Source organism: Mannheimia bovis, from assembly GCF_014541205.1.
Lineage (GTDB): Bacteria > Pseudomonadota > Gammaproteobacteria > Enterobacterales > Pasteurellaceae > Mannheimia > Mannheimia bovis.
Genome location: NZ_CP061280.1, coordinates 517,433 through 543,116, shown reverse-complemented (window position 1 = coordinate 543,116; position 25,684 = coordinate 517,433). Strand labels below are relative to the sequence as shown.

General features: G+C 41.8%; 31 protein-coding genes, 1 tRNA gene and 3 rRNA genes. 7 read left to right on the top strand and 28 right to left on the bottom strand.

Annotated elements, in window-relative coordinates:
• The 20 genes from rpmD to rpsJ form a co-directional block, all read right to left on the bottom strand.
• The gene (rpmD, locus tag ICJ55_RS02780; protein WP_006250021.1) at positions 1–177 is read right to left on the bottom strand and encodes a 50S ribosomal protein L30; all 177 of its coding nucleotides are present in this window, start codon (positions 175–177) and stop codon (positions 1–3) included.
• A 6-nt stretch (positions 178–183) separates the two neighbouring features.
• Complete coding sequence (gene rpsE / locus ICJ55_RS02775; RefSeq protein ID WP_005705945.1) at positions 184–684, bottom strand: 30S ribosomal protein S5; 501 nt, start codon at positions 682–684, stop codon at positions 184–186.
• A gap of 14 nt (positions 685–698) precedes the next feature.
• Complete coding sequence (rplR, locus tag ICJ55_RS02770) at positions 699–1,052, bottom strand: 50S ribosomal protein L18 (protein WP_025236912.1); 354 nt, start codon at positions 1,050–1,052, stop codon at positions 699–701.
• Positions 1,053–1,066: 14 nt separating this feature from the next.
• A complete protein-coding gene (rplF, locus tag ICJ55_RS02765; protein ID WP_025236913.1) occupies positions 1,067–1,600 on the bottom strand; it encodes a 50S ribosomal protein L6 in 534 nt (177 codons plus the stop codon).
• Positions 1,601–1,616: 16 nt separating this feature from the next.
• The gene (gene rpsH, locus ICJ55_RS02760; protein WP_025216416.1) at positions 1,617–2,009 is read right to left on the bottom strand and encodes a 30S ribosomal protein S8; all 393 of its coding nucleotides are present in this window, start codon (positions 2,007–2,009) and stop codon (positions 1,617–1,619) included.
• Positions 2,010–2,045: 36 nt separating this feature from the next.
• Entirely contained in the window at positions 2,046–2,351 is a 306-nt protein-coding gene (gene rpsN / locus ICJ55_RS02755) for a 30S ribosomal protein S14 (protein ID WP_188157230.1), read from the bottom strand.
• An 11-nt stretch (positions 2,352–2,362) separates the two neighbouring features.
• The gene (gene rplE, locus ICJ55_RS02750; protein WP_027073859.1) at positions 2,363–2,902 is read right to left on the bottom strand and encodes a 50S ribosomal protein L5; all 540 of its coding nucleotides are present in this window, start codon (positions 2,900–2,902) and stop codon (positions 2,363–2,365) included.
• Between the two features lie 17 nt (positions 2,903–2,919).
• Positions 2,920–3,231: a 50S ribosomal protein L24 gene (gene rplX, locus ICJ55_RS02745; protein ID WP_188157229.1), complete on the bottom strand. Its 312-nt coding sequence runs from the start codon at positions 3,229–3,231 to the stop codon at positions 2,920–2,922.
• A 12-nt stretch (positions 3,232–3,243) separates the two neighbouring features.
• Positions 3,244–3,615, bottom strand: a complete 372-nt coding sequence (gene rplN, locus ICJ55_RS02740; protein WP_005711998.1) for a 50S ribosomal protein L14 — start codon at positions 3,613–3,615, stop codon at positions 3,244–3,246.
• 370 nt (positions 3,616–3,985) lie between these two features.
• On the bottom strand, positions 3,986–4,243 hold the full coding sequence (gene rpsQ / locus ICJ55_RS02735; protein ID WP_025236916.1) for a 30S ribosomal protein S17: 258 nt from the start codon (positions 4,241–4,243) through the stop codon (positions 3,986–3,988).
• Positions 4,243–4,434 carry a 50S ribosomal protein L29 gene (gene rpmC, locus ICJ55_RS02730; RefSeq protein ID WP_005711179.1) on the bottom strand — a complete coding sequence of 64 codons (192 nt, stop codon included), beginning with the start codon at positions 4,432–4,434 and terminating at the stop codon, positions 4,243–4,245. Before rpmC ends, rpsQ begins: the two co-directional genes overlap by 1 nt.
• Positions 4,434–4,844 (bottom strand): 50S ribosomal protein L16, encoded by a 411-nt coding sequence (gene rplP, locus ICJ55_RS02725; protein WP_006249357.1) that lies wholly within the window; start codon positions 4,842–4,844, stop codon positions 4,434–4,436. Before rplP ends, rpmC begins: the two co-directional genes overlap by 1 nt.
• Before the next feature lie 12 nt (positions 4,845–4,856).
• A complete protein-coding gene (rpsC, locus tag ICJ55_RS02720) occupies positions 4,857–5,561 on the bottom strand; it encodes a 30S ribosomal protein S3 (RefSeq protein ID WP_188157228.1) in 705 nt (234 codons plus the stop codon).
• 18 nt (positions 5,562–5,579) lie between these two features.
• A complete protein-coding gene (gene rplV / locus ICJ55_RS02715) occupies positions 5,580–5,912 on the bottom strand; it encodes a 50S ribosomal protein L22 (protein WP_005599292.1) in 333 nt (110 codons plus the stop codon).
• Between the two features lie 17 nt (positions 5,913–5,929).
• Positions 5,930–6,205 carry a 30S ribosomal protein S19 gene (gene rpsS / locus ICJ55_RS02710; protein ID WP_005539416.1) on the bottom strand — a complete coding sequence of 92 codons (276 nt, stop codon included), beginning with the start codon at positions 6,203–6,205 and terminating at the stop codon, positions 5,930–5,932.
• A 30-nt stretch (positions 6,206–6,235) separates the two neighbouring features.
• The gene (gene rplB, locus ICJ55_RS02705; protein ID WP_188157227.1) at positions 6,236–7,057 is read right to left on the bottom strand and encodes a 50S ribosomal protein L2; all 822 of its coding nucleotides are present in this window, start codon (positions 7,055–7,057) and stop codon (positions 6,236–6,238) included.
• A gap of 21 nt (positions 7,058–7,078) precedes the next feature.
• The gene (gene rplW, locus ICJ55_RS02700) at positions 7,079–7,384 is read right to left on the bottom strand and encodes a 50S ribosomal protein L23 (RefSeq protein ID WP_027073854.1); all 306 of its coding nucleotides are present in this window, start codon (positions 7,382–7,384) and stop codon (positions 7,079–7,081) included.
• On the bottom strand, positions 7,381–7,983 hold the full coding sequence (rplD, locus tag ICJ55_RS02695) for a 50S ribosomal protein L4 (protein ID WP_188157226.1): 603 nt from the start codon (positions 7,981–7,983) through the stop codon (positions 7,381–7,383). Before rplD ends, rplW begins: the two co-directional genes overlap by 4 nt.
• 15 nt (positions 7,984–7,998) lie before the next feature.
• A complete protein-coding gene (gene rplC, locus ICJ55_RS02690) occupies positions 7,999–8,625 on the bottom strand; it encodes a 50S ribosomal protein L3 (protein ID WP_025218243.1) in 627 nt (208 codons plus the stop codon).
• A gap of 25 nt (positions 8,626–8,650) precedes the next feature.
• Positions 8,651–8,962, bottom strand: coding sequence for a 30S ribosomal protein S10 (rpsJ, locus tag ICJ55_RS02685; RefSeq protein ID WP_001181005.1), 312 nt, complete (start codon positions 8,960–8,962; stop codon positions 8,651–8,653).
• A gap of 447 nt (positions 8,963–9,409) precedes the next feature.
• Between rpsJ and ICJ55_RS02680 the strand changes: the two genes are divergently transcribed.
• The 7 genes from ICJ55_RS02680 to prmA all read left to right on the top strand — a co-directional run bounded on the left by ICJ55_RS02680 (position 9,410) and on the right by prmA (position 16,296).
• Complete coding sequence (locus ICJ55_RS02680) at positions 9,410–10,063, top strand: TfoX/Sxy family DNA transformation protein (protein ID WP_188157225.1); 654 nt, start codon at positions 9,410–9,412, stop codon at positions 10,061–10,063.
• A gap of 142 nt (positions 10,064–10,205) precedes the next feature.
• Entirely contained in the window at positions 10,206–11,600 is a 1,395-nt protein-coding gene (fumC, locus tag ICJ55_RS02675; protein ID WP_188157224.1) for a class II fumarate hydratase, read from the top strand.
• 118 nt (positions 11,601–11,718) lie between these two features.
• Positions 11,719–11,829, top strand: coding sequence for an LPS translocon maturation chaperone LptM (lptM, locus tag ICJ55_RS02670; protein ID WP_188157223.1), 111 nt, complete (start codon positions 11,719–11,721; stop codon positions 11,827–11,829).
• A 106-nt stretch (positions 11,830–11,935) separates the two neighbouring features.
• On the top strand, positions 11,936–13,186 hold the full coding sequence (lysA, locus tag ICJ55_RS02665; RefSeq protein WP_188157222.1) for a diaminopimelate decarboxylase: 1,251 nt from the start codon (positions 11,936–11,938) through the stop codon (positions 13,184–13,186).
• A gap of 16 nt (positions 13,187–13,202) precedes the next feature.
• Positions 13,203–13,832 carry a glutathione S-transferase family protein gene (locus tag ICJ55_RS02660; RefSeq protein WP_188157221.1) on the top strand — a complete coding sequence of 210 codons (630 nt, stop codon included), beginning with the start codon at positions 13,203–13,205 and terminating at the stop codon, positions 13,830–13,832.
• Between the two features lie 70 nt (positions 13,833–13,902).
• Positions 13,903–15,348: a metalloprotease TldD gene (gene tldD, locus ICJ55_RS02655; protein WP_188157220.1), complete on the top strand. Its 1,446-nt coding sequence runs from the start codon at positions 13,903–13,905 to the stop codon at positions 15,346–15,348.
• Positions 15,349–15,414: 66 nt separating this feature from the next.
• A complete protein-coding gene (prmA, locus tag ICJ55_RS02650; protein ID WP_188157219.1) occupies positions 15,415–16,296 on the top strand; it encodes a 50S ribosomal protein L11 methyltransferase in 882 nt (293 codons plus the stop codon).
• A 308-nt stretch (positions 16,297–16,604) separates the two neighbouring features.
• On the opposite strand, the gene rrf is transcribed toward prmA, so the two are convergent.
• The 8 genes from rrf to frdA all read right to left on the bottom strand — a co-directional run bounded on the left by rrf (position 16,605) and on the right by frdA (position 25,551).
• Positions 16,605–16,720: ribosomal RNA gene (gene rrf, locus ICJ55_RS02645) — 5S ribosomal RNA — on the bottom strand.
• 146 nt (positions 16,721–16,866) lie between these two features.
• A 23S ribosomal RNA gene (locus ICJ55_RS02640) occupies positions 16,867–19,766 on the bottom strand.
• Between the two features lie 204 nt (positions 19,767–19,970).
• Positions 19,971–20,046, bottom strand: a tRNA-Glu gene (locus ICJ55_RS02635).
• Positions 20,047–20,245: 199 nt separating this feature from the next.
• A 16S ribosomal RNA gene (locus ICJ55_RS02630) occupies positions 20,246–21,785 on the bottom strand.
• The 16S, 23S and 5S rRNA genes sit together here with 1 tRNA gene alongside, the layout of an rRNA operon.
• 453 nt (positions 21,786–22,238) lie before the next feature.
• Positions 22,239–22,586 carry a fumarate reductase subunit FrdD gene (gene frdD / locus ICJ55_RS02625; protein ID WP_188157218.1) on the bottom strand — a complete coding sequence of 116 codons (348 nt, stop codon included), beginning with the start codon at positions 22,584–22,586 and terminating at the stop codon, positions 22,239–22,241.
• 13 nt (positions 22,587–22,599) lie between these two features.
• The gene (frdC, locus tag ICJ55_RS02620; protein ID WP_188157217.1) at positions 22,600–22,992 is read right to left on the bottom strand and encodes a fumarate reductase subunit FrdC; all 393 of its coding nucleotides are present in this window, start codon (positions 22,990–22,992) and stop codon (positions 22,600–22,602) included.
• Between the two features lie 9 nt (positions 22,993–23,001).
• Positions 23,002–23,733: a succinate dehydrogenase/fumarate reductase iron-sulfur subunit gene (locus tag ICJ55_RS02615; protein ID WP_188157216.1), complete on the bottom strand. Its 732-nt coding sequence runs from the start codon at positions 23,731–23,733 to the stop codon at positions 23,002–23,004.
• A gap of 15 nt (positions 23,734–23,748) precedes the next feature.
• Complete coding sequence (frdA, locus tag ICJ55_RS02610; RefSeq protein WP_188157215.1) at positions 23,749–25,551, bottom strand: fumarate reductase (quinol) flavoprotein subunit; 1,803 nt, start codon at positions 25,549–25,551, stop codon at positions 23,749–23,751.
• Positions 25,552–25,684: the final 133 nt, after the last annotated feature.

The following is a 25,684-nucleotide window of genomic DNA, read 5'->3' as shown; positions in this document are numbered from 1 at the left end:
TTACTCCTCTACTTTAACCATATAAGATACTTGATTGATCATACCACGCACTGCTGGTGTATCTTCAAGTTCTACAGTATGACGAATATGACGAAGACCTAAGCCCTTTAACGTTGCTTTATGTTTCGGTAAACGAGCAATAGAGCTACGAGTTTGAGTTACTTTAATTTTTGCCATATCCAATTACCCCAAAATTTCTTCAACTGTTTTGCCACGTTTTGCAGCAACCATTTCAGGTGATTTCATGTTTTCAAGTGCATCAATTGTTGCACGTACAACATTAATTGGGTTGGTTGAACCGTACGCTTTAGAAAGAACGTTACGAACACCTGCAACTTCTAATACTGCACGCATTGCACCACCTGCGATGATACCAGTACCTTCGCTTGCCGGTTGCATAAATACGCGTGAACCAGTATGAGAACCTTTAACAGGATGTTGTAATGTACCTTCATTTAAAGCTACATTAATCATATTGCGACGAGCTTTCTCCATCGCTTTTTGGATTGCTGCTGGAACTTCACGTGCTTTACCGTAACCAAAACCAACACGACCATTACCATCGCCCACTACTGTTAAAGCAGTGAAACTCATGATACGACCACCTTTTACGGTTTTTGAAACACGGTTAACCGCGATTAGCTTTTCCTGCAGTTCACCAGCTTGTTTTTCGATGTTTGACATCTCAAATTCCTCTATTAGAACTGTAGACCAGCTTCACGAGCAGCATCTGCTAATGATTGCACACGACCGTGGTATTTGAAACCAGAACGATCAAAAGCAACCGCTTGAATACCTTTGGCAATTGCACGCTCAGCTACGATTTTACCCACTACTGCTGCGGCTTCTTTATTACCGGTATATTTAACTTGCTCTTTAATTACTTTTTCAACAGTTGAAGCTGCTGCTAGTACTTCTGAGCCATTAGGTGCAATTACCTGCGCATAGATATGGCGAGGTGTGCGATGCACAACTAAACGTGTTGCACCTTGCTCTCTCATCAAATGACGTGCACGGGTTGCACGACGGATACGAGCTATTTTCTTATCCATAGTGTTACCTTACTTTACTTTTTCTTCGCTTCTTTAGTACGTACAACCTCATCAGAGTAACGTACACCTTTACCTTTATAAGGCTCAGGTTTGCGGTATGCACGAATATCTGCTGCTACCTGACCAATTAACTGTTTGTCAGCACTTTTCAGAATAATTTCTGTTTGTGATGGACATTCACCAGTTACGCCAGCTGGCAACTCATGTTCTACAGGGTGTGAGAAACCTAAACTTAAAGCAACAGCATTGCCTTTCATTTGAGCTCTATAACCAACACCCACTAATTGCAATTTCTTAGTAAAGCCTTCAGTAACACCGATAACCATAGCATTAACAAGTGCACGAGCAGTACCCGCTTGTGCATCTGCATTAGCAACACCTTCACGAGGTGCAAAAGTTAATGCGTTATCTTCATTTTTTACTTCAACTGCATTGTGAATTTCGCGAGATAACTCGCCATTTTTACCTTTAACTGTTAATAGCTGACCGTTAAGTTTTACCTCAACACCGGCAGGAATATTAACAGGTGCTTTTGCAACACGAGACATTCTTCCTACCCCTTTATTATGCTACGTAACAGATAATTTCACCGCCGAGACCAGCTTGGCGAGCTGCACGGTCAGTCATTACACCTTTAGATGTAGAAACAACCGCAATACCTAAACCACCCATAACTTTTGGTAATTCGTCTTTACGTTTATAAATACGAAGACCTGGACGGCTTACACGTTGAATACTTTCTACAACCGGTTTGTTTTGGAAATATTTTAAAGTAATTTCCAGTTCAGGTTTTGCACCCTCAACAACTTTAACGCTTTCGATATAACCTTCTTCAGCTAAAACATTTGCAATAGCAACTTTTAACTTAGATGAAGGCATACTGATTGCAACTTTGTTCGCAGCTTGACCGTTACGAATACGGGTCAGCATATCTGCGATTGGATCTTGCATGCTCATGTATTTACTCCCATGATTCCAAATTAAAAGAGGTTATTACCAGCTAGCTTTCTTAAGACCCGGGATTTCGCCACGCATTGCAGCTTCACGGACTTTAATACGGCTTAAGCCAAACTTACGAAGTACACCGTGTGGACGACCAGTTTGACGGCAACGATTACGCTGACGAATTGGACTAGAATCACGAGGAAGTGTTTGTAATTTTAACACTGCATCCCAACGATCTTCGTCAGAAGAATTTACATCAGAAATAATCTTCTTTAATTCTTCACGTTTTGCGTAGAATTTATCAGCTAATTTAGCACGTTTTACATCACGTGCGATCATTGATTGTTTTGCCACGATAACCTACCTTATTTACGGAATGGGAAATTGAAAGCTGCTAATAAAGCTTGGCCTTCTTCATCACTTTTCGCTGTAGTGGTAATAGTGATATCTAAACCACGTACACGATCTACTTTATCGTAGTCGATTTCAGGGAAAATGATTTGTTCACGAACACCCATACTGTAATTACCACGACCATCGAATGATTTCGCGTTTAAACCGCGGAAGTCACGAATACGTGGAACAGCGATAGTAATCAATCTTTCAAAGAATTCCCACATACGTTCACCACGTAGGGTTACTTTGCAACCGATTGGATACCCTTGACGGATTTTAAAGCCTGCAACAGATTTGCGTGCTTTAGTAATTAAAGGTTTTTGACCGCTGATTGCTGTTAAATCCGCTACTGCGTTGTCTAACAGTTTTTTGTCGGTCAATGCTTCACCCACACCCATATTAAGGGTAATCTTTTCGATTCGTGGGACTTGCATGACAGATGAGTAGTTGAATTTCTCTTTTAATTCATTAACTACTGTATCTCTGTAGTAATCATGCAGTTTCGCCATCACATTACTCCAGTTAATTAAATAATTTCATTATTAGATTTGAAGAAACGTACTTTTTTGCCGTCTTCAATTCTAAAACCTACACGGTCAGCTTTATTTGTTGTTGGGTTAAAGATTGCAACGTTTGATGCATCAATCGCAGCTTCTTTTTTCACTAAACCACCAGCTTTACCTAATGCAGGAACCGGTTTTTCGTGTTTAGTGATGATATTGATCCCTTCAACAACCACTTTACCATTTGGTAACACAGAAGTTACCTTACCACGTTTGCCCTTGTCTTTACCAGCAAGAACAATTACTTCATCGTTTTGACGGATTTTAGCAGCCATTACATTCTCTCCTTACAGTACTTCTGGAGCTAAAGAGATGATTTTCATAAACTTCTCAGAACGAAGTTCACGAGTCACCGGTCCAAAAATACGAGTACCGATTGGTTGCTCTGTGTTATTGTTTAAAATTACACAAGCGTTGCCATCGAAACGAATAACTGCGCCATCTGGGCGACGAACACCCTTCTTGGTGCGCACAACAACTGCTTTTAACACATCACCTTTTTTAACTTTACCGCGTGGAATTGCTTCTTTCACAGTAACTTTGATGATATCGCCGATAGCAGCGTAACGACGGTGCGATCCACCTAGAACCTTGATACACATTACGCTACGAGCCCCTGAGTTATCAGCAACATCCAGCATAGTCTGTTCTTGGATCATATTAGTGCTCCGTTAAAATAAAAAAACACCCTTTCGGGACGAACCTGTTTACAGAATATAAACAGGATGCAAAATATACTACAAAATAGGGCTAGAGATCAAGTGGTTTTTGAGGATTGTTTAAGTTATCTTTCATCTCATTCAGATGAACTATTCCAACGATAAAAATACTAACGCCCAAAAACCTTGATGAATCGAAAATCCCTTCTTAAGTGAGAAAGCGGGTAAAACAAGCGGTCAAAAAAATTAAAAAATTTACCAATCAGCTGTTATAAGCCTCATTAGTAAATAATGACCAAGCTATCGTACTCATTCTTTAAATAAAAAGCCTCAACAAATTGCTGAGGCTTTTTATTTCTAAAATAGTTAATTAAGCAACAACTGCTTTCTCAACTACACGAACTAAAGTCCAAGATTTAGTTTTTGAAACAGGACGACATTCCTTAATTTCAACTACATCACCTAATTTAGCTTCGTTGTTTTCATCGTGTACGTGAAGTTTAGTAGTACGACGGATAAACTTACCATATAAAGGATGTTTAACTGTACGTTCGATAGCAACTACAAATGATTTGTCCATTTTGTCGCTAACCACTTTACCTTGTACTGTACGAATTTTATCAGTCATTATTCACCCGCCTTTTCGGTTAATACAGTTTTCACTTGTGCAATACTACGACGCACTTGTTTTAACTGGTGGGTTTGTTGAAGCTGACCGGTGGCTGCCTGCATACGCAGTTTGAATTGCTCACCTAAAAGGTTTACTAATTCGCCATTCAGCTCTTCAACACTTTTGTTACGTAGTTCTTGAGCTTTCATTACATCACCGTTTTAGTTACAAATGTGGTTTTGAACGGAAGTTTAGCTGCTGCTAATGCAAATGCATTACGTGCAACTTCTTCAGAAACACCATCCATTTCATAGAGAACTTTACCCGGTTGGATTAAGGCTACCCAGTACTCAACGTTACCTTTACCTTTACCCATACGGACTTCTAATGGTTTTTCTGTGATTGGTTTGTCTGGGAACACACGGATCCAGATTTTACCTTGACGTTTTACCGCACGGCTCATCGCACGACGAGCTGCTTCAATTTGACGTGCTGTTAAACGACCACGGCCAATCGCTTTTAAACCGAATGAACCGAAGCTCACTTCTGTACCACCCGCGATACCACGGTTACGGCCTTTGTGTACTTTACGGAATTTTGTGCGTTTTGGTTGTAACATTCAGCGATCTCCTTATTTACGACCTTTGCGAGCTGGCTTTTTAGGCTGTGCCGCTGGTTCTTTTTCAGATTCAATCACTGCAGCCATTCCACCAAGAATTTCACCTTTGAAGATCCACACTTTTACGCCGATTACGCCGTATGTAGTGTGTGCTTCAGCAGTGTTATAATCGATGTCTGCACGAAGTGTATGTAGAGGTACACGACCTTCACGATACCACTCTGAGCGAGCAATTTCTGCACCACCTAAACGACCGCTAACTTCAACTTTGATGCCTTTAGCACCTAATTTCATTGCGTTTTGAACCGCTTTTTTCATTGCGCGGCGGAACATAACACGACGTTCAAGTTGAGAAGCAATGCTATCTGCAACTAATTTTGCATCTAGCTCTGGTTTTTTCACTTCAGCGATGTTGATTTGAGCCGGAACACCAGCAATTTTCGCAACTGCGTTGCGTAATTTTTCAACATCTTCGCCTTTTTTACCGATAACGATACCAGGACGAGCTGTGTGAATAGTTACACGAATGCTTTTTGCAGGACGTTCAATAGTGATACGAGATACTGAAGCGTTCGCTAACTCTTTGTTTAAAAATTGACGTACTTTGAAATCGCCATCTAAATTATCAGCGAAATCTTGTGTATTCGCGAACCAAGTAGAGTTCCAAGGTTTAACAATACCTAGGCGAATACCATTAGGATGTACTTTCTGACCCATTTGTTATTCTCCACTTAATTAACGATCTGACACAACCACAGTGATGTGGCTTGTACGTTTTAAAATGCGATCTGCACGACCTTTTGCACGTGGCATTACACGTTTCATGCTAGGACCTTCATCAACGAAGATTTTAGCAACTTTAAGATCATCGACATCTGCACCGTCATTGTGCTCTGCGTTTGCAATAGCAGACTCTAATACTTTCTTAACTAAAGCAGCTGCTTTTTTGTTAGTGAAAGTTAAGATTTCTAATGCTTGCGCAACTTTTTTACCACGGATTAAATCAGCAACTAAGCGAGCTTTTTGGGCAGAAGTACGAGCGTAACGATGTTTAGCAATAGTTTCCATCTTTTACCTTTTACCTCTTATTTCTTAGCTTTCTTATCTGCGGCGTGACCGCGGTATGTACGAGTCGGGGCAAATTCACCTAATTTATGGCCGATCATTTCATCGGAAACATAAACAGGAACGTGCTGACGACCATTATGGACTGCGATGGTCAATCCAATCATTGATGGAATGATCATTGAACGACGGGACCAAGTTTTAATTGGTTTTTTATCCCCGCTTTCCACCGCCTTCTCTACCTTCTTCAACAAGTGTAGGTCAAGGAAAGGACCTTTCTTGAGGGAACGTGGCATTGGTGTTTACCTTTTAGTTAATGAATAAAATTATTTGCCACGACGACGTACGATGAATTTATCAGTACGTTTGTTGTGACGAGTTTTCTTACCTTTGGTTTGAACGCCCCAAGGTGTAACAGGGTGTTTACCGAAGTTACGACCTTCACCACCACCGTGTGGGTGGTCTACCGGGTTCATCGCAGTACCACGAACGGTTGGACGAATACCTCTCCAACGGTTTGCACCTGCTTTACCAAGAACACGAAGCATATGCTCTGAGTTACCTACTTCACCGATGGTTGCAGTACACTCAGCTAAAACTTTACGCATTTCGCCTGAACGAAGACGTAAAGTAACATAATTACCTTCACGAGCGATGATTTGCACGTAAGCACCTGCTGAACGAGCAATTTGACCACCTTTACCTGGTTTTAATTCAACATTGTGAACTGTAGAACCAACAGGGATATTACGCATTGGTAATGCATTACCTACTTTAATAGGCGCTGAAGCACCCGCTTGAATCGTATCACCAGCAGATAAACCTTTTGGTGCTAAGATATAACGGCGTTCACCATCTTTATAAAGTACTAATGCGATGTTTGCAGAACGGTTTGGATCGTACTCTAAACGCTCAACAACAGCCGGGATGTCTAATTTATTACGTTTGAAATCAATTAAACGGTAGTGTTGTTTGTGACCGCCACCGATGTGACGAGTTGTGATACGACCTAAATTGTTACGACCACCAGTTCTAGATTTAGTATCTAATAATGGTGCATAAGGTTTACCCTTATGTAATTCTGCATTAACAATTTTAACTACGTGACGACGACCAGCGGAGGTCGGCTTACATTTAACGATAGCCATTTTATTTTATTCCTCCGTTTATTACTCTGCCGCACCTTCAACGAAGTCAAGTGATTGACCTTCTTGAAGAGTTACATAAGCTTTTTTCCAGTCACTACGACGACCCATTTTAGCACCACGACGTTTAGTTTTACCTTTCACGATCACAGTACGAACTGAGTCCACTTTCACTTCAAATAGTTGCTCAACTGCATTTGCAATTTCAACTTTGTTAGCATCTAATGCTACTTTGAAAACGATTGTGTTGCCTTTTTCAGCATTATTCGTCGCTTTTTCAGAGATATGTGGTGCTTTTAACACATTTAGCAAACGTTCTTGTTGAATCATGCTAACATCTCCTCAATTTGTTTCACTGCATCTACAGTAACAACCACTTTATCGAAAGCGATCAAGCTAACAGGGTCGATACCTTGAACATCACGCACATCTACTTTGTATAAGTTACGTGCTGCTAAGAATAGATTTTCATCTAAGCTTGCAGTGATGATAAGAGCGTCAGTTAACGCCATATCTTTTAATTTTTGTGCTAATACTTTAGTTTTTGGTGCGTCAATTTCGAATTTTTCAACAACAACTAAACGCTCTTGACGAACTAATTCAGAAAGAATGCTTTTGATTGCACCACGGTACATTTTTTTGTTCACTTTTTGGCTGTGATCTTGTGGTTTCGCAGCGAAAGTGATACCACCTGAACGCCAGATTGGTGATTTGATATCACCTGAACGTGCACGACCTGTACCTTTTTGACGCCAAGGCTTTTTACCTGAACCAGACACTTCAGCACGAGTTTTTTGAGCACGGCTTCCTTGACGAGCACCTGCTGCGTAAGCAACAACTACTTGGTGGATTAACGCTTCATTGAACTCACGTCCGAAGGTAGTTTCAGAAACAGTTAGTGCGTTTGCACCTACAACTTGTAATTCCATCTCTATCTCCTAGACTTATGCTTTAACTGCCGGTTTCACGATAACATCACCATTAGTTGCACCTGGAACAGCACCTTTAACTAATAGTAATTTACGCTCAACATCTACACGAACAACTTCAAGTGATTGAACGGTTACACGCTCAGCACCTAAGTGTCCTGCCATTTTTTTACCTTTAAACACACGACCCGGAGTTTGGTTTTGACCAATAGAACCAAGTACACGATGTGATAAAGAGTTACCGTGTGTAGCATCTTGAGTACGGAAGTTCCAGCGTTTAACACCGCCTTGGAAACCTTTACCTTTTGATGTACCAGTAACATCGACTTTTTTAACATCTGTGAAGATGTCAACATTGATTTCTTGACCTAAAGTGAATTCTTCACCCTCAGTACGAAATTCCCATAAACCGCGACCAGCTTCAACACCTGCTTTCACGAAATGACCTGCTTCTGGTTTAGTTACACGACTCGCTTTTTTAGAGCCAGTAGTAACTTGAATTGCAGAATAGCCATCGTTTTCAAGGGTTTTAACTTGAGTAACACGGTTGGCTTCGATTTCGATAACGGTAACTGGAATAGACACGCCGTCTTCAGTGAAAACGCGGGTCATACCAACTTTACGACCGATTAAACCAATCATTGTAATAACCTCTTAAAATTCCCAATTAACCTAGACTAATCTGAACGTCAACGCCAGCAGCTAGATCTAAACGCATTAATGCATCAACAGTTTTTTCTGTTGGTTCAACAATATCAACTAAACGTTTGTGAGTACGGATTTCATATTGGTCACGTGCATCTTTGTTCACGTGTGGAGAAATCAATACAGTGAAACGTTCTTTACGAGTTGGTAAAGGAATTGGACCACGAACTTGTGCACCAGTACGTTTAGCTGTTTCTACGATCTCCGCAGTAGATTGATCGATCAAGCGATGATCAAAAGCTTTTAAGCGGATACGGATTCTTTGGTTCTGCATTAGACCAGAGCTCCAATTAAAAAATTTAGCTAATAAAAAACCAAACTACCACTTAATAAATAAAATTAAGGGAGCTCAGTTAAACCTATATAGTTCCAAGATTAGGAACATTGTTTGCATTACAAAATCTGTAATGCCATTTGATAAATGATTACATCAAACGTCTTTAGCTACCTAAAGCTGAAATATCATACTCTTTTCATTATGATTATGCAAGTAATTTTTACTTTTTGTATTTTTATTATTCGCAAACAAAATTTTCCAAGATACCGAACGCCCACATCACTCCATTTGAAGAAAATCAAATAAACCGCATTTTCTGATTTTTTTATTCAAACTTTTCGAGCCACTTCACAAATCTAAAAAATCCTTGTTGAAATTTAATTCATAACAGTATTTATTGTTAATAAACACAATAATTACATAAACTTACATCGGAGTACAAATATGCAAACAGTCAATGAAATTAGGCAAGAAATCTCCCCTTTATTTGAGCCTATTCTTGGAGAATTTAGGGTAAAAACATACTTCTCTTATCATGCAATTTTCAAGAATAACTTGATGATTGCATTGTATCAAAATGGAGTAACTTACTTGCGTATTTCTCAAAAATATATGTCATATATAAGCAGCTACTCTGGAACATATAATCTATCTGATAATAAAATAGGTTTACAAAGCAGAAAGTTCTATTTTATTCCAAATAATATCTTATCTGACAAATCTCAACTTAGCATACTCATTCACTCCACCTTAGAAGAACTACAATCCGAAAAGGAAAAAATAGACAATAAGCGTTCAACTCAAATTCGTAATTTGCCTAATATGAATCTAAAGTTAGAAAGAATGTTGAAAAAAGTGGGTATATATTCAATACAAGACTTTGCTGAAGTTGGCTATATTTCGGCATTTATTAAACTGGTTATGCAAGGTTTTGATGCTACTGAAGATTTACTATTTAAATTAAATGGAGCATTAAACCATCAATATATCTACACATTTACAGAAAAGCAAAAACGAGAATTAATGCAAGAAGCGAATGAAGCCCTATATGCCTGTGGCTTACGAAAAAGATTTAACACTAATCATTTAATAATGTGATCCACATCATAAAATAGTAAAAAAACCAATGCGGAATTGCTTTTGTTAGTTCCTTTCTTTTTCCTTTCTATGCTAGTATTTGCCATACCTCTAAATAACTAGAGCTTATTGATTTTAACTTTTTAAAAATTAGGAGTAAACAATGACATTCCGTATCGAAAAAGACACAATGGGCGAAGTACAAGTCCCTGCTGATAAATATTGGGCAGCTCAAACTGAACGTTCTCGCAATAATTTCAAAATTGGCGAAGAAGGTTCTATGCCTGCCGAAATCATTGAAGCCTTTGGTTATCTAAAAAAAGCGGCAGCTTATGCGAACCACGATCTAGGCGTACTAGCGGTCGAAAAACGTGATTTAATTGCAAATGCCTGTGATGAGATTTTAGCAAACAAATTAGACGATCAATTCCCACTGGTAATCTGGCAAACAGGCTCAGGTACACAATCTAATATGAACGTGAATGAAGTCGTAGCAAACCGTGCTCACGTTATGAACGGTGGCAAACTAGGCGAAAAATCGATTATTCACCCGAATGATGATGTAAACAAATCCCAATCTTCTAACGACACCTACCCAACCGCAATGCACATTGCAGCATATAAAAAAGTAGTTGAACACACTCTCCCTTGCGTAAAACGTTTACAAAAAACGTTAGCAGAAAAAGCGGAAGCCTTTAAAGATGTAGTAAAAATCGGTCGTACACACTTAATGGATGCCACCCCACTTACACTCGGTCAAGAGTTCTCTGCTTATGCGGCTCAATTAACCTTTGGCATTAAAGCATTAGAAAATACCTTGCCACACCTTCGTGAACTTGCATTGGGCGGCACGGCGGTAGGTACCGGTTTAAATACACCGAAAGGCTATGATGTTCTTGTTGCTGAATATATTGCGAAGTTTACAGGTTTACCATTCGTAACCGCACAAAACAAATTTGAAGCCCTAGCTACCCATGATGCGATTGTAGAAACGCACGGTGCGTTAAAACAGCTTGCAGTTTCACTCTATAAAATCGCTAACGATGTTCGCTTACTGGCTTCAGGTCCACGTTCAGGTATCGGTGAAATCTTAATTCCTGAAAACGAGCCGGGCTCATCTATTATGCCGGGTAAAGTGAACCCAACCCAATGTGAAGCAATGACAATGGTTTGTGCCCAAGTGTTAGGTAACGATGTAACCATCTCATTCGCAGGCACACAAGGTCATTTCCAATTGAATGTGTACAAACCTGTAATGGCGTATAACTTCTTACAATCTGCCCAATTATTAGGCGATGCGTGCGTATCGTTTGACGAGCACTGTGCAGTGGGCATTGAGCCGAACTATCCTCGTATTAAACAACAGCTCGACCAATCATTAATGCTCGTTACTGCATTAAATACTCATATCGGCTATGAAAATGCAGCGAAAATTGCCAAAACCGCCCACAAAAACGGCACAACCTTAAAAGAGGAAGCGATTAACTTAGGTTTAGTTACCGCTGAACAATTCGATGAATGGGTTCGACCGGAAGATATGGTTGGCAGTTTAAAATAAACTGAAAATACTATAACGTTATTTACACCTCAATCTATTAAGATTGGGGTGTAATTTTTTATAGATAGGGCGATTATTTTGTTTTAGAATGAAGTATCTTTTTTAAATGGAAAAAGCAATGAAAAAACTACTTTTAATCACTTTAGTGGCGACTTTAGGCTTGAGTGCCTGTGGTGTAAAAGGTCCTCTTTACTTCCCTGAGTCAGCACCTAAACACGAACAAAAATAATAGTTGCAAGCGGTTACTTTTTACTTAAATTTTGCAAAAAATCGCTGAAAAATGACCGTTTGTACTCTCTTTTTCTTTAAAAATCCTCAAACACAACGGAATTTCAATGAACCACTTTGAATATAAAAACAACCAGCTTTTTGCCGAGGATGTCGCAATTAGCGATATTATCCAACAACACGGCACACCTGCTTATATTTACTCTCGAGCTACACTTGAACGCCATTGGCACGCTTTCAACAATGCCTTTGGCTCGCACCCACATTTAGTTTGCTTTGCGGTAAAATCAAACTCAAACATTGCTTTACTTAACGTGATGGCAAGATTAGGCTCGGGCTTTGATATTGTCTCGCAAGGCGAACTTGAGCGTGTGCTTGCCGCTGGTGGCGACCCTGCAAAAGTGGTTTTCTCCGGTGTGGCAAAATCTCATACCGAAATTAAACGTGCATTAGAAGTCGGTATTCGTTGCTTTAATATTGAATCTATTTCAGAACTTCACCGCATTAACGAAGTGGCTGATCAATTAGGCAAAATAGCCCCAATTTCCCTGCGTGTAAATCCTGATGTTGATGCCCACACCCACCCTTATATCTCAACGGGGCTAAAAGAAAACAAATTTGGTGTAAGCGTAACCCAGGCTCGTGAAGTTTATCGTTTAGCAAAAACTTTACCGAATGTAAAAATTACGGGTATGGATTGCCATATCGGTTCACAATTAACTGAATTACAACCGTTCTTAGATGCAACCGATCGTCTAATAATCCTAATGGAGCAACTTCGTAAAGATGGTATTGAGCTACATCACTTAGACTTAGGCGGTGGCTTAGGTGTGCCTTATAACGACGAAGAGCCTCCACACCCAACCGAATACGCTAAAGCGTTATTAGAAAAACTCAAAGGCTACGAAAACCTAGAAATTATCATTGAGCCGGGGCGTGCTATTACTGCCAATGCAGGTATTTTAGTCACTAAAGTAGAATATCTGAAACAGAATGAAGATCGTAACTTTGCTATTGTAGATACAGGTATGAACGATATGATTCGTCCTGCTCTTTATGAAGCCTATATGCAAATTACCGAAGTGGATAAAACCCTTAATCGCCAAACCGCTATTTATGACGTAGTAGGTCCAATCTGCGAAACCTCCGATTTCTTAGGCAAACAGAGAGAACTTGCAATTGCAGAAGGCGATTTAATCGCAATGCGTTCTGCCGGTGCTTACGGTGCAGCAATGTCTTCCACCTATAACTCTCGCCCGCAAGCGGCAGAAATTATGGTAGATGGCAATCAAGCCCACCTCATTAAAGCCCGTGCGAGTTTTGCCGATTTATGGCGTTTGGAAAAATTACTCCCTTAATTCAGAGGAAACAAAAATGAAATTATATGGTTTAGTTGGTGCTTGTTCATTCGTGCCACACGTTGCATTAGAATGGGTGAAATTGCACGCCAATCAAGATTACGAATTTCAAGCGGTTAGCCGTGAATTTATCAAATCGCCTGAATATTTAGCTCTCAACCCACGTGGTGCTGTGCCACTATTGGTTGATGGCGATTTAGTGCTTTCACAAAACCAAGCGATTGTGCACTATTTAGATGAAATTTATCCCGATGCAAAACTTTTTGGCAGTAAAACTGCTCGTGATAAAGCAAAAGCGGCTCGCTGGTTAGCTTATTTTAATGCTGATGTACATAAATCATTCGTGCCTCTTTTCCGTCTACCAAGCTATGCCGAAGGCAATGAGGAATTAATTAAAACCATTCGCCAACAAGCTGCAGAACAAGTTCTGGAGCAACTTACGGTGGCAAATGAACATTTAGAGAGCCACATTTTCTTTGGCGAGAGCATTTCGGTTGCGGATGTTTACCTCTACATTATGTTGAATTGGTGTCGCCGTTTAGGCTTAGATTTCTCTCATCTTCCACAACTTTCTGCCTTTATGCAGCGTGTTGAAGCAGATAAGGGTGTGGATAACGTGCGTGAGCAAGAAGGCTTAAAAGGCTAATTCTCGAATTACCATTTAAGACGGTAGATTTTGTGTTAAAATCTACCGTCTTTCATTTTTAGGAATCACAATGTTAAACAAGGTTTCAGATAGCTTGCTTGCACCAAGCGGGCTTGAATTATCTCACTTAAGCCAAGTGCTTGATCACTTTTCAGGACGTGATATCGATTACGCCGATCTCTATTTCCAGCTCAGCCAAGACGAAAGCTGGAGTTTGGAAGATAGTATTATTAAAGAAGGCGGATTTTATATCGATAGAGGTTTTGGCGTGCGTGCCGTTTCAGGCGAAAAAACAGGCTTTGCCTATGCAGATCAAATCACGCTCAAACAATTAGAACAATGTGCTGCTGCAGCTCGCTCTATCAGCCAAACAAGCGGTCAATTATTGGTAAAAAATTTCAAAAAAACGACCGCTTGCTCACGCTATGCGGCAATCAATCCGCTAGAAACCATTAGCCAAGAGAAAAAAGTAGAATTACTCCATTTGATTGATAAAACCGCACGTTTGGAAGATCCTCGTGTTATCCAAGTGAATGCTAATCTCTCTGCTGTTTATGAAGAAATGTTAGTGGCTGCCACAGACGGCACATTAGCCTCAGATATTCGCCCGTTAGTGCGTTTATCTATTTCTGTACTTGTGGAACAAAACGGCAAGCGTGAACGTGGTTCAGCTGGAGCTGGTGGACGTTTCGGATTAACGTGGTTTTTAGAGCCAAACGAAACCGGCTTTAGCCGTGCTGAATATCTCGCTAAAGAGGCAGTAAGACAAGCACTGGTAAACCTCACTGCTATTCCAGCTCCGGCAGGTACAATGCCCATTGTACTTGGTGCTGGCTGGCCTGGCATTTTATTACACGAAGCAGTCGGGCACGGATTAGAGGGAGATTTCAACCGAAAAGAAAGTTCTCTCTTTACAGGAAGAATTGGCGAACTGGTTACCTCTCCACTTTGTACTATTATTGATGATGGTACTGTGCCAAATATGCGTGGCTCAATTACCATTGATGATGAAGGTGTGCCTTCACAACGCAATGTGTTAATTGAAAACGGGATCCTCAAAGGTTATATGCAAGATAAACTGAACGCTCGATTAATGGGCGTAGAACCAACAGGCAACGGCAGACGAGAATCTTATGCACACTTACCGATGCCACGAATGACCAATACTTACTTAACCGAAGGCAACCACGAATTTGAAGAAATGATTGAATCGGTTGAATACGGCTTATATGCCCCGCACTTCAGTGGTGGACAAGTAGATATTACCTCCGGCAAATTTGTGTTCTCTACCGCAGAAGCCTACTTAATCGAAAAAGGTAAAATCACTAAACCGGTAACCGGAGCAACTCTTATCGGCAGCGGTATTGAAGCGATGCAACAGATTTCAATGGTAGGTCGTAAAATGGAACTCGATCCAGGTATTGGCACTTGTGGTAAAGAAGGGCAATCTGTGCCGGTAGGTGTGGGGCAACCAACAGTGAAGTTAGATAAGATTACGGTAGGCGGACGTGGATAGCCTTCGTCCAATTTACAAAATTTAGAGAAAATATTACCGCTTGTAAGCGATAAAAGGAAAAACAAAATGGCTTGGGTACAAATTCGTTTAAATAGTACAGACAAACAGGCTGAAGAAATCAGCGATTTTTTAACAGAGATTGGGGCAGTATCCGTTACCTTTATGGATAGCCAAGATACGCCTATCTTTGAGCCTCTCCCAGGCGAAACACGTCTATGGGGTAACACCGATGTGGTTGGTTTATTTGATGCAGAAACCGATATGAAAGCTGTGGTGGAGGCATTGCTTATCAGCACATTGGTTACGCCTGATTTCAGCCATAAAATCGAACAAATTGAAGATAAAGATTGGGAACGTGAATGGATGGATAATTTCCATCCAATGAAATTTGGCAAACGTCTATGGATTTGTCCAAGCTGGCGTGAAGTGCCTGATCCGAATGCAGTTAATGTGATGCTCGACCCAGGTTTAGCATTTGGAACAGGTACACACCCAACTACTTCCCTCTGCTTACAATGGTTAGATAGCTTAGACTTAGAAGGCAAAACCGTGATTGATTTTGGATGCGGTTCCGGTATTTTAGCGATTGCTGCATTAAAACTCGGTGCGAAACAAGCAATCGGGATTGATATCGACCCACAAGCAATTTTAGCCAGTCAAAACAATGCTAAAGCAAATGGAGTGTCGGAACGTTTACAACTATTCTTAGCAAAAGATCAACCACAAGAGTTACAAGCTGATGTTGTAGTTGCAAATATTCTTGCAGGACCATTAAAAGAGCTTGCACCAAATATTATAACCCTTGTAAAACCAAATGGTGATTTAGGCTTATCAGGTATTCTTGCAACTCAAGCTGAAAGTGTATGTGGTGCTTATAGATCTTCATTCCATCTTGACCCTGTAGTGGAAAATGAAGAATGGTGCCGAATCACAGGTCAAAAAATCTAATATAAATAAAGCCCTGTTATCAAAATAATAGGGCTTTTAATATCCTACGGTAACTAGCATTTTATAGATATAAGACCAAATACCTATCTATGCAAGTACAAGCGGTATAAATAAGAAGAAAATTTACAAATATTGAGGCATAGTAGACAAAAGTGTTGGTAAAAAGTGGGTTAAAGCCTTGTACTATAAGGTTTTAACCCACTTTTTACCAACACTTTTGTCTACTATGCCTAAAATAATAAAAACCCCTAAGTATCTCTACTTAGGGGCTCTTCTCTCTATCTATCTTCTCTTATGTATTCGGTAAAACCCGATGATGCTCTACTCTCACATGGCGAAACACCACACTACCATCGACGTTACTGCGTTTTACTTCTGAGTTCGGAATGGTGTCAGGTAGAACCACAGCACTATGGTCATCGGGATAATTCAGTTAAAATCTAAAAACAAGCTGCTACTTTGAGTATTCTTCTCTTTGTTTGTCTTTTCTTCATTCGTCTTTTTTGTTTAGTCTTTACTTTACTTCGCCTTGTGTCTTCTTGTTTCTCTATAAAAACACTTGAGCGTTGTATAGTTAAGCCTCTCGGGCAATTAGTATGGGTTAGCTCAACGTCTCGCAACGCTTACACACCCCACCTATCTACGTCGTAGTCTCCAACAACCCTTACAGACTTATAGTCTGGGAGAACTCATCTCTTGGCAAGTTTCGTGCTTAGATGCTTTCAGCACTTATCTCTTCCGCACATAGCTACTCGGCAATGCGTCTGGCGACACAACCGAAACACCAGCGGTGCGTCCACTCCGGTCCTCTCGTACTAGGAGCAGCCCCAACCAATTCTCCAACGCCCACGGCAGATAGGGACCGAACTGTCTCACGACGTTCTAAACCCAGCTCGCGTACCACTTTAAATGGCGAACAGCCATACCCTTGGGACCTACTTCAGCCCCAGGATGTGATGAGCCGACATCGAGGTGCCAAACACCGCCGTCGATATGAACTCTTGGGCGGTATCAGCCTGTTATCCCCGGAGTACCTTTTATCCGTTGAGCGATGGCCCTTCCATTCAGAACCACCGGATCACTATGACCTGCTTTCGCACCTGCTCGACTTGTCTGTCTCGCAGTTAAGCTTGCTTCTACCATTGCACTAACCTGACGATGTCCGACCGTCATTAGCAAACCTTCGTGCTCCTCCGTTACTCTTTGGGAGGAGACCGCCCCAGTCAAACTACCCACCAGACACTGTCCGAGTACTCGTTCCGAGTACTTCGTTAGAACATCAAACGTTAAAGGGTGGTATTTCAAGGACGCCTCCACAATCACTGGCGTGACTGCTTCAAAGGCTCCCACCTATCCTACACATCAAAATTCAATGTTCAGTGTCAAGCTATAGTAAAGGTTCACGGGGTCTTTCCGTCTAGCCGCGGGTACACCGCATCTTCACGGCGATTTCAATTTCACTGAGTCTCGGGTGGAGACAGCCTGGCCATCATTATGCCATTCGTGCAGGTCGGAACTTACCCGACAAGGAATTTCGCTACCTTAGGACCGTTATAGTTACGGCCGCCGTTTACTGGGGCTTCGATCAGGAGCTTCTCTTTCGATAACACCATCAATTAACCTTCCAGCACCGGGCAGGCATCACACCCTATACGTCCACTTTCGTGTTTGCAGAGTGCTGTGTTTTTAATAAACAGTTGCAGCCAGCTGGTATCTTCGACCGGTTCAACCTTCATCCGCAAGGGACTACAATCTACGCCGGCGCACCTTCTCCCGAAGTTACGGTGCTATTTTGCCTAGTTCCTTCACCCGAGTTCTCTCAAGCGCCTGAGTATTCTCTACCTGACCACCTGTGTCGGTTTATAGTACGGTTTAGATAAACCTGAAGCTTAGTGGCTTTTCCTGGAAGCGTGGTATCGGTTACTTCAGCACCGTAGTGCCTCGTCATCATCTCTCGGTGTTAAGAATGTCCGGATTTGCCTAAACATTCCACCTACCAACTTAAACAGGGATATCCAACACCCTGATAACCTAACCTTCTCCGTCCCCACATCGCAGTTTATCCAAGTACGGGAATATTAACCCGTTTCCCATCGACTACGCTTTTCAGCCTCGCCTTAGGGGCCGACTCACCCTGCCCCGATTAACGTTGGACAGGAACCCTTGGTCTTCCGGCGAACGAGTTTTTCACTCGTTTTGTCGTTACTTATGTCAGCATTCGCACTTCTGATACGTCCACCGGACTTCTCAATCCAGCTTCTTCCGCTTACAGAACGCTCCCCTACCCAACAGTGTTACCACTGATGCCGCAGCTTCGGTGACTAGTTTTAGCCCCGTTACATCTTCCGCGCAGGCCGACTCGACTAGTGAGCTATTACGCTTTCTTTAAATGATGGCTGCTTCTAAGCCAACATCCTAGCTGTCTAAGCCTTCCCACTTCGTTTCCCACTTAACTAGTACTTTGGGACCTTAGCTGGCGGTCTGGGTTGTTTCCCTCTCCACGATGGACGTTAGCACCCACCGTGTGTCTCCTGAGTATCACTCTTCGGTATTCGCAGTTTGCATCGGGTTGGTAATCCGGGATGGACCCCTAGCCGAAACAGTGCTCTACCCCCGAAGGTGTCCGCTCAAGGCTCTACCTAAATAGATTTCGGGGAGAACCAGCTATCTCCCGGTTTGATTGGCCTTTCACCCCCAGCCACAAGTCATCCGCTAATTTTTCAACATTAGTCGGTTCGGTCCTCCAATTAGTGTTACCCAATCTTCAACCTGCCCATGGCTAGATCACCGGGTTTCGGGTCTATACCTTGCAACTACACGCCCAGTTAAGACTCGGTTTCCCTTCGGCTCCCTTATTCAGTTAACCTTGCTACAAAATATAAGTCGCTGACCCATTATACAAAAGGTACGCAGTCACAGAATTAATCTGCTCCCACTGCTTGTACGCACAAGGTTTCAGGTTCTATTTCACTCCCCTCGCCGGGGTTCTTTTCGCCTTTCCTTCACAGTACTGGTTCACTATCGGTCAATCAGGAGTATTTAGCCTTGGAGGATGGTCCCCCCATCTTCAAACAGGATATCACGTGTCCCGCCCTACTTGTTGTTAGCCTAGTACCACAATAAATACTTCGGATACGGGATTATCACCCTCTACGATTGAGCTTCCCAGCTCATTCTCCTGTATTTACTGCTATCACTAACTGGCTCTTTCGCGTTCGCTCGCCGCTACTAACGAAATCTCGGTTGATTTCTTTTCCTCGGGGTACTTAGATGTTTCAGTTCTCCCGGTTTGCCTCATTATCCTATGTATTCAGATAATGATAGTAGATTCTTCATCTACTGGGTTTCCCCATTCGGATATCTTGGATTAAACGCTTCTTATCAACTCATCCAAGCTTTTCGCAGATTAGCACGTCCTTCTTCGCCTCTGATTGCCAAGGCATCCACCTTGTGCGCTTAGTCACTTAACTATACAACCTCAAATGTTTTCTGTTATTTCAATCCAGAGAAAGAAAAAACAAAACACTTAAAGTTAGTTTTTAAACTAAACACTTAGCTGCTTTTGTTCAGCTAAGATTTTTGAACTACTCAGACTTTCTTTCGAAAATCTCTCAGTTTTTCAGCTTGTTTCTAAATTTTTAAAGAACATTAAGACAATAAAAATCATCTTTAAATGGCGTCCCCACGGGGATTCGAACCCCGGTTACCGCCGTGAAAGGGCGATGTCCTAGGCCTCTAGACGATGGGGACAACATTTAAAGATGCTTTCCACTTTTCCATTTTGGGTTAAACATTTTAGCGACATTTGCAAAATCTTGCAAGATTTTAACCGCTTGAATGTCTAAATCTCATTCATCTTGTCCTACTGCTTTATCAAACAATCTGTGTGAACACTTGCTGTCGTTTCTGCTCCACTTCGCTCTCGCTTAGCTTCGCCCTTGATTTTTGGTAAGGAGGTGATCCAACCGCAGGTTCCCCTACGGTTACCTTGTTACGACTTCACCCCAGTCATGAATCATACCGTGGTAAACGCCCCCCCGAAGGTTAAGCTATCTACTTCTGGTACAACCCACTCCCATGGTGTGACGGGCGGTGTGTACAAGGCCCGGGAACGTATTCACCGCAACATTCTGATTTGCGATTACTAGCGATTCCGACTTCATGGAGTCGAGTTGCAGACTCCAATCCGGACTTAGACGTACTTTGTGAGATTCGCTCACCATCGCTGGGTCGCTGCCCTCTGTATACGCCATTGTAGCACGTGTGTAGCCCTACTCGTAAGGGCCATGATGACTTGACGTCATCCCCACCTTCCTCCGGTTTATCACCGGCAGTCTCCTTTGAGTTCCCGACCTAATCGCTGGCAACAAAGGATAAGGGTTGCGCTCGTTGCGGGACTTAACCCAACATTTCACAACACGAGCTGACGACAGCCATGCAGCACCTGTCTCTAAGTTCCCGAAGGCACAAACTCATCTCTGAGTTCTTCTTAGGATGTCAAGAGTAGGTAAGGTTCTTCGCGTTGCATCGAATTAAACCACATGCTCCACCGCTTGTGCGGGCCCCCGTCAATTCATTTGAGTTTTAACCTTGCGGCCGTACTCCCCAGGCGGTCGATTTATCACGTTAGCTACGGGCACCAAGCTCAAAGCCCAATCCCCAAATCGACAGCGTTTACGGCGTGGACTACCAGGGTATCTAATCCTGTTTGCTCCCCACGCTTTCGCACATGAGCGTCAGTACATTCCCAAGGGGCTGCCTTCGCCTTCGGTATTCCTCCACATCTCTACGCATTTCACCGCTACACGTGGAATTCTACCCCTCCCTAAAGTACTCTAGACTCCCAGTCTGAAATGCAATTCCCAGGTTAAGCCCGGGGCTTTCACATCCCACTTAAAAGCCCGCCTGCGTGCCCTTTACGCCCAGTTATTCCGATTAACGCTCGCACCCCCCGTATTACCGCGGCTGCTGGCACGGAGTTAGCCGGTGCTTCTTCTGTAGTTAACGTCAATTGATTGCTCTATTAAAACAATCACCTTCCTCGCTACCGAAAGAACTTTACAACCCGAAGGCCTTCTTCATTCACGCGGCATGGCTGCATCAGGGTTCCCCCCATTGTGCAATATTCCCCACTGCTGCCTCCCGTAGGAGTCTGGACCGTGTCTCAGTTCCAGTGTGGCTGGTCATCCTCTCAGACCAGCTAGAGATCGTCGGCTTGGTGAGCCTTTACCCCACCAACTACCTAATCTCACTTGGGCTCATCTTATGGCAGGTGGCCCGAAAGTCCCACCCTTTAGTCCTTAGACATTACGCGGTATTAGCTACCGTTTCCAGTAGTTATCCCCCTCCATAAGCCAGATTCCCAAGCATTACTCACCCGTCCGCCACTCGTCACCCAAGGAGCAAGCTCCTCTGTGCTACCGTTCGACTTGCATGTGTTAAGCCTGCCGCCAGCGTTCAATCTGAGCCATGATCAAACTCTTCAATTCAAAAAGTTTAATCGCTCAATATGTACTGACATAAAATCGCACTTTCAAACTTAGCTCAACTTAAAAAAGTTCAGTTAAAAGAAAGTAATGAATTTCTAGTTAAGCACCTATTAAGACTTCAAAATTAAAAAAATAGTTTTAAATCAAGTCTATCAACAAGTGCCCACACAGATTGTCTGATAAATTGTTAAAGAGCAAAAAAGAACGACGCACTGAATATTAACTTAACTGTTCACAACAGTGCGTCGTTGTGTGCGGTGCATTATAGAGAAATATTAAATCTACGCAAGTGTTTTTTGCAAAAAATTTTTAAAAAAGATCTTTTTTGAAGATATTTAATACAAAACGATCGTTTTATCAGCAAGATTTCTGATATCTGCAAATTTCTTTGTAAATTTTACCGCTTGTAGAAAGATAAAAAGACCATCTCTATACAAGATGGTCTTTCTTAACTTAAATCTGTACTACAGCAATGATCACTAGAATTGTGTATAGGATAGATAATCCATAGAAAATCACATTACCCGCCGGTGTATGTACTTTCAGATCGTGTAAGCCGTGATGGATACGGTGCATACCTGCCCACATTGGGAAAATCGCTAATACCATAATGGTAAGTTTTCCGATCCAACTCTGTGCAAAAGCAATAATGTTGTCAGGCGAAACTAATCCAAATGGTAGTAATAAACCGATAATAAAAATGACTACAGGGAAAAATAATGCACTAACCATACCGCCTGCACTGAAGAGTAACCAAACAGGTGGCTCATTTGAACGTTTTGGGTTTTGATCTAAACTCATTTTATTCCCCTTCTTAAATATATACTAAGATTAATGCAATTAAGCTAATTACACCTGTTGCAGCCCAAAGAATGTTTCTTCCTACATAAGCAGGTAAATGCTTACCTTTTACGATTATAGGCATTACTACGGGTGTCATTACATAGAGTGTTGCTGCGTGATAAAGCATTGCTGCAAGTGAGATAATGTTTAGTACAACTACAAATGGATTTTGTAAGAAGTCTACAAAGTCGGTTGCAAATGTGCCTTTACTTAAAGCAACTGCACCATAAAATAGTACGATACAGAACCAAACCGTTGGAAGACAGGTCGCTTCACGCACCATATACATTTTGTAGAAATCAAGTTTTTTCCACCAGCTTGCTTTCATTCCTCTAACATAAGGTCTACGTTTTGTCGCTGACATTTCTTCCTCCTATCTCGGTTTAATCATTGAGATAACATAATCTTTCGCACTTTCAAGCTTACCTTGGTTCACTGCTGAAGCAGGACCAACGTGTTTCGGGCAAACTTCTGAGCAGTAACCCACGAAAGTACAACTCCACACCCCATTTTTGCTGCTGAGCAATTTCATTCGTTCTGCACGTCCGTTATCACGGTTATCAAGGTTATAACGATGAGCTAATGTAATTGCCGCAGGACCGATGAACTCAGGGTTTAAGCCGAATTGCGGGCAAGCTGCGTAGCATAAGCCACAGTTAATACACATTGAGAATTGGCGATATTTCTCTAACTGTGCCGGCGTTTGTTTAGTACGCTGTCCTTCTGGTGCTTTGTTATCAATAATATATGGCTTGATAGCTTCGATACTATCAATGAAATGGCTTAAATCTACCACTAAATCACGCTCAATCGGGAAGTTAGCAAGCGGTTCAATTCGCATAAAGCCACTGTAATCACGTAAAAATGTTTTACACGCTAATTTTGGTTTACCGTTTACCATCATACCGCAAGATCCGCAGATCGCCATACGGCAAGACCAGCGATATGAAAGCTCCGGTTCTAGTTCATCTTTAATAAATCCAAGTGCATCTAATAGTGAAGTTTGGCTGTCATAAGGCACTTCATATCTATCTAAATGTGGCTCGCTATCTGATTCTGGGTTGTAGCGTAGCACCTCGATGGTCATTTTTTCTAAATTTGCCATTTTACTGCTCCTTCTCTATTGTTGTGCTTGAGCTTCTGCTGCTTTTCTTGCTTTTTCTTGTGCTTCTGCTTCTGCACCGTACACACGTTTTTGTGGTTGTGATTTAGTAATTTTCACATCACTGTATTTAATAGTTGGTGTACCATCTGCATTATAGAAAGCCTGTGTATGTTTCAAGTAATTCACATCATCACGTTCAACATAGTCTAAACGTTGGTGTGCACCACGAGACTCTTTACGTTCCACCGCAGAACAAGCAATAGATTGGGCAACATCTAAGATAAAGCCTAACTCAATTTTGTAAAGTAAATCAGTGTTGAATACACTTGATTTATCTTTCACGCTGATATTTTTATAACGCTCTTTCAACTCTTGGATTTTATTCACGGTAGCTTCCATACTCTCTTGTGTACGGTAGATACCACAACCTTCTTCCATTGAATCGCCCATTTCATTACGAATTTGCGACCACGATTCATTACCCTCTTGGTTCGCCAACGAGTGTAAACGAGCCACAATATCTTTTGCTTGAGCATCAATTTGTGGTTGGTTACGAGCTGTTACCTCTAAAGCACGACGGGCAGCATTTTCACCCGCTACTTTACCAAACACCACTAATTCTGCGAGGGAGTTAGACCCTAAACGGTTCGCCCCGTGTAAGCCTGATGATGCACACTCACCCACTGCAAATAAGCCTTTAATTGAGGTTTCTGCATTCATATCTACTTCAATACCACCCATTGTATAGTGAACAACAGGACGAACTGGAATTGGAGCTTTCGCAGGATCAACGCCTTCATAAGCTTTCGCTAATTCGCAAATAAACGGTAAACGTTCAAGTAAATATTTCTCACCTAAATGACGTAAATCTAAGTGAACTACATCAACACCTTTTGCAGTTTTTAAGGTATTGCCTTTACGCCACTCTTGCCAGAACGCTTGAGAAACTTTATCACGCGGACCTAATTCCATATATTTATTTTCAGGTTTACCGATTGGTGTTTCCGGTCCTAAACCATAATCTTGTAAATAGCGGTAGCCATCTTTATTCACTAAGATACCACCCTCACCGCGGCAGCCTTCAGTCATCAAAATACCGGTATTCGGCAAGCCAGTTGGGTGATATTGAACGAACTCCATATCACGTAAAGCCACACCGTGACGATATGCCATTGATAAACCGTCGCCGGTTACAATACCGCCGTTAGTGTTGAAACGATAAGTACGGCAACCACCACCTGTTGCAATCACAACTGCGTTTGCATTGATTTGCACTAAAGTGCCTTCCATCATATTCATCGCCACACAACCGCGAGCTTCGCCGTTGTCGGTTAAAATATCTAGCACAAAATGCTCATCAAAGCGGACGATGTTTGGATATTTAATCGAAGTTTGGAATAAAGTGTGTAAGATGTGGAAACCGGTTTTATCGGCTGCGAACCAAGTACGCTCAATTTTCATTCCACCAAAACGACGAACGTTAACCTCACCATCTTCACGACGACTCCACGGACATCCCCAACGCTCCAACTGTGTCATTTCAATCGGCGAATGCTCCACAAAATACTCCACAATATCTTGCTCACATAACCAGTCTCCACCGCCCACTGTATCGTTAAAATGATTATCGTAAGAATCGGTATCTTTAATTACCGCTGCTGAGCCACCTTCTGCTGCCACTGTATGGCTACGCATTGGATAAACTTTTGAAATTAAAGCAATTTTCAGATTTGGATTTGCTTCAGCCGCAGCAATAGCAGCACGCAAGCCACCACCACCGGCACCGATAATCGCCACATCAAAATTAACACTTTGCATAATGCACTCCGAAAGTTAAATAAACTTATTCATAAAAGTAATGCTATTGTGCCACTATTTAATCAATCAGATAAGCCGTTTTTACAATTTAGTAACATAAAAAGTGTGATTTTGTGATCTACCTCAAAAAAGG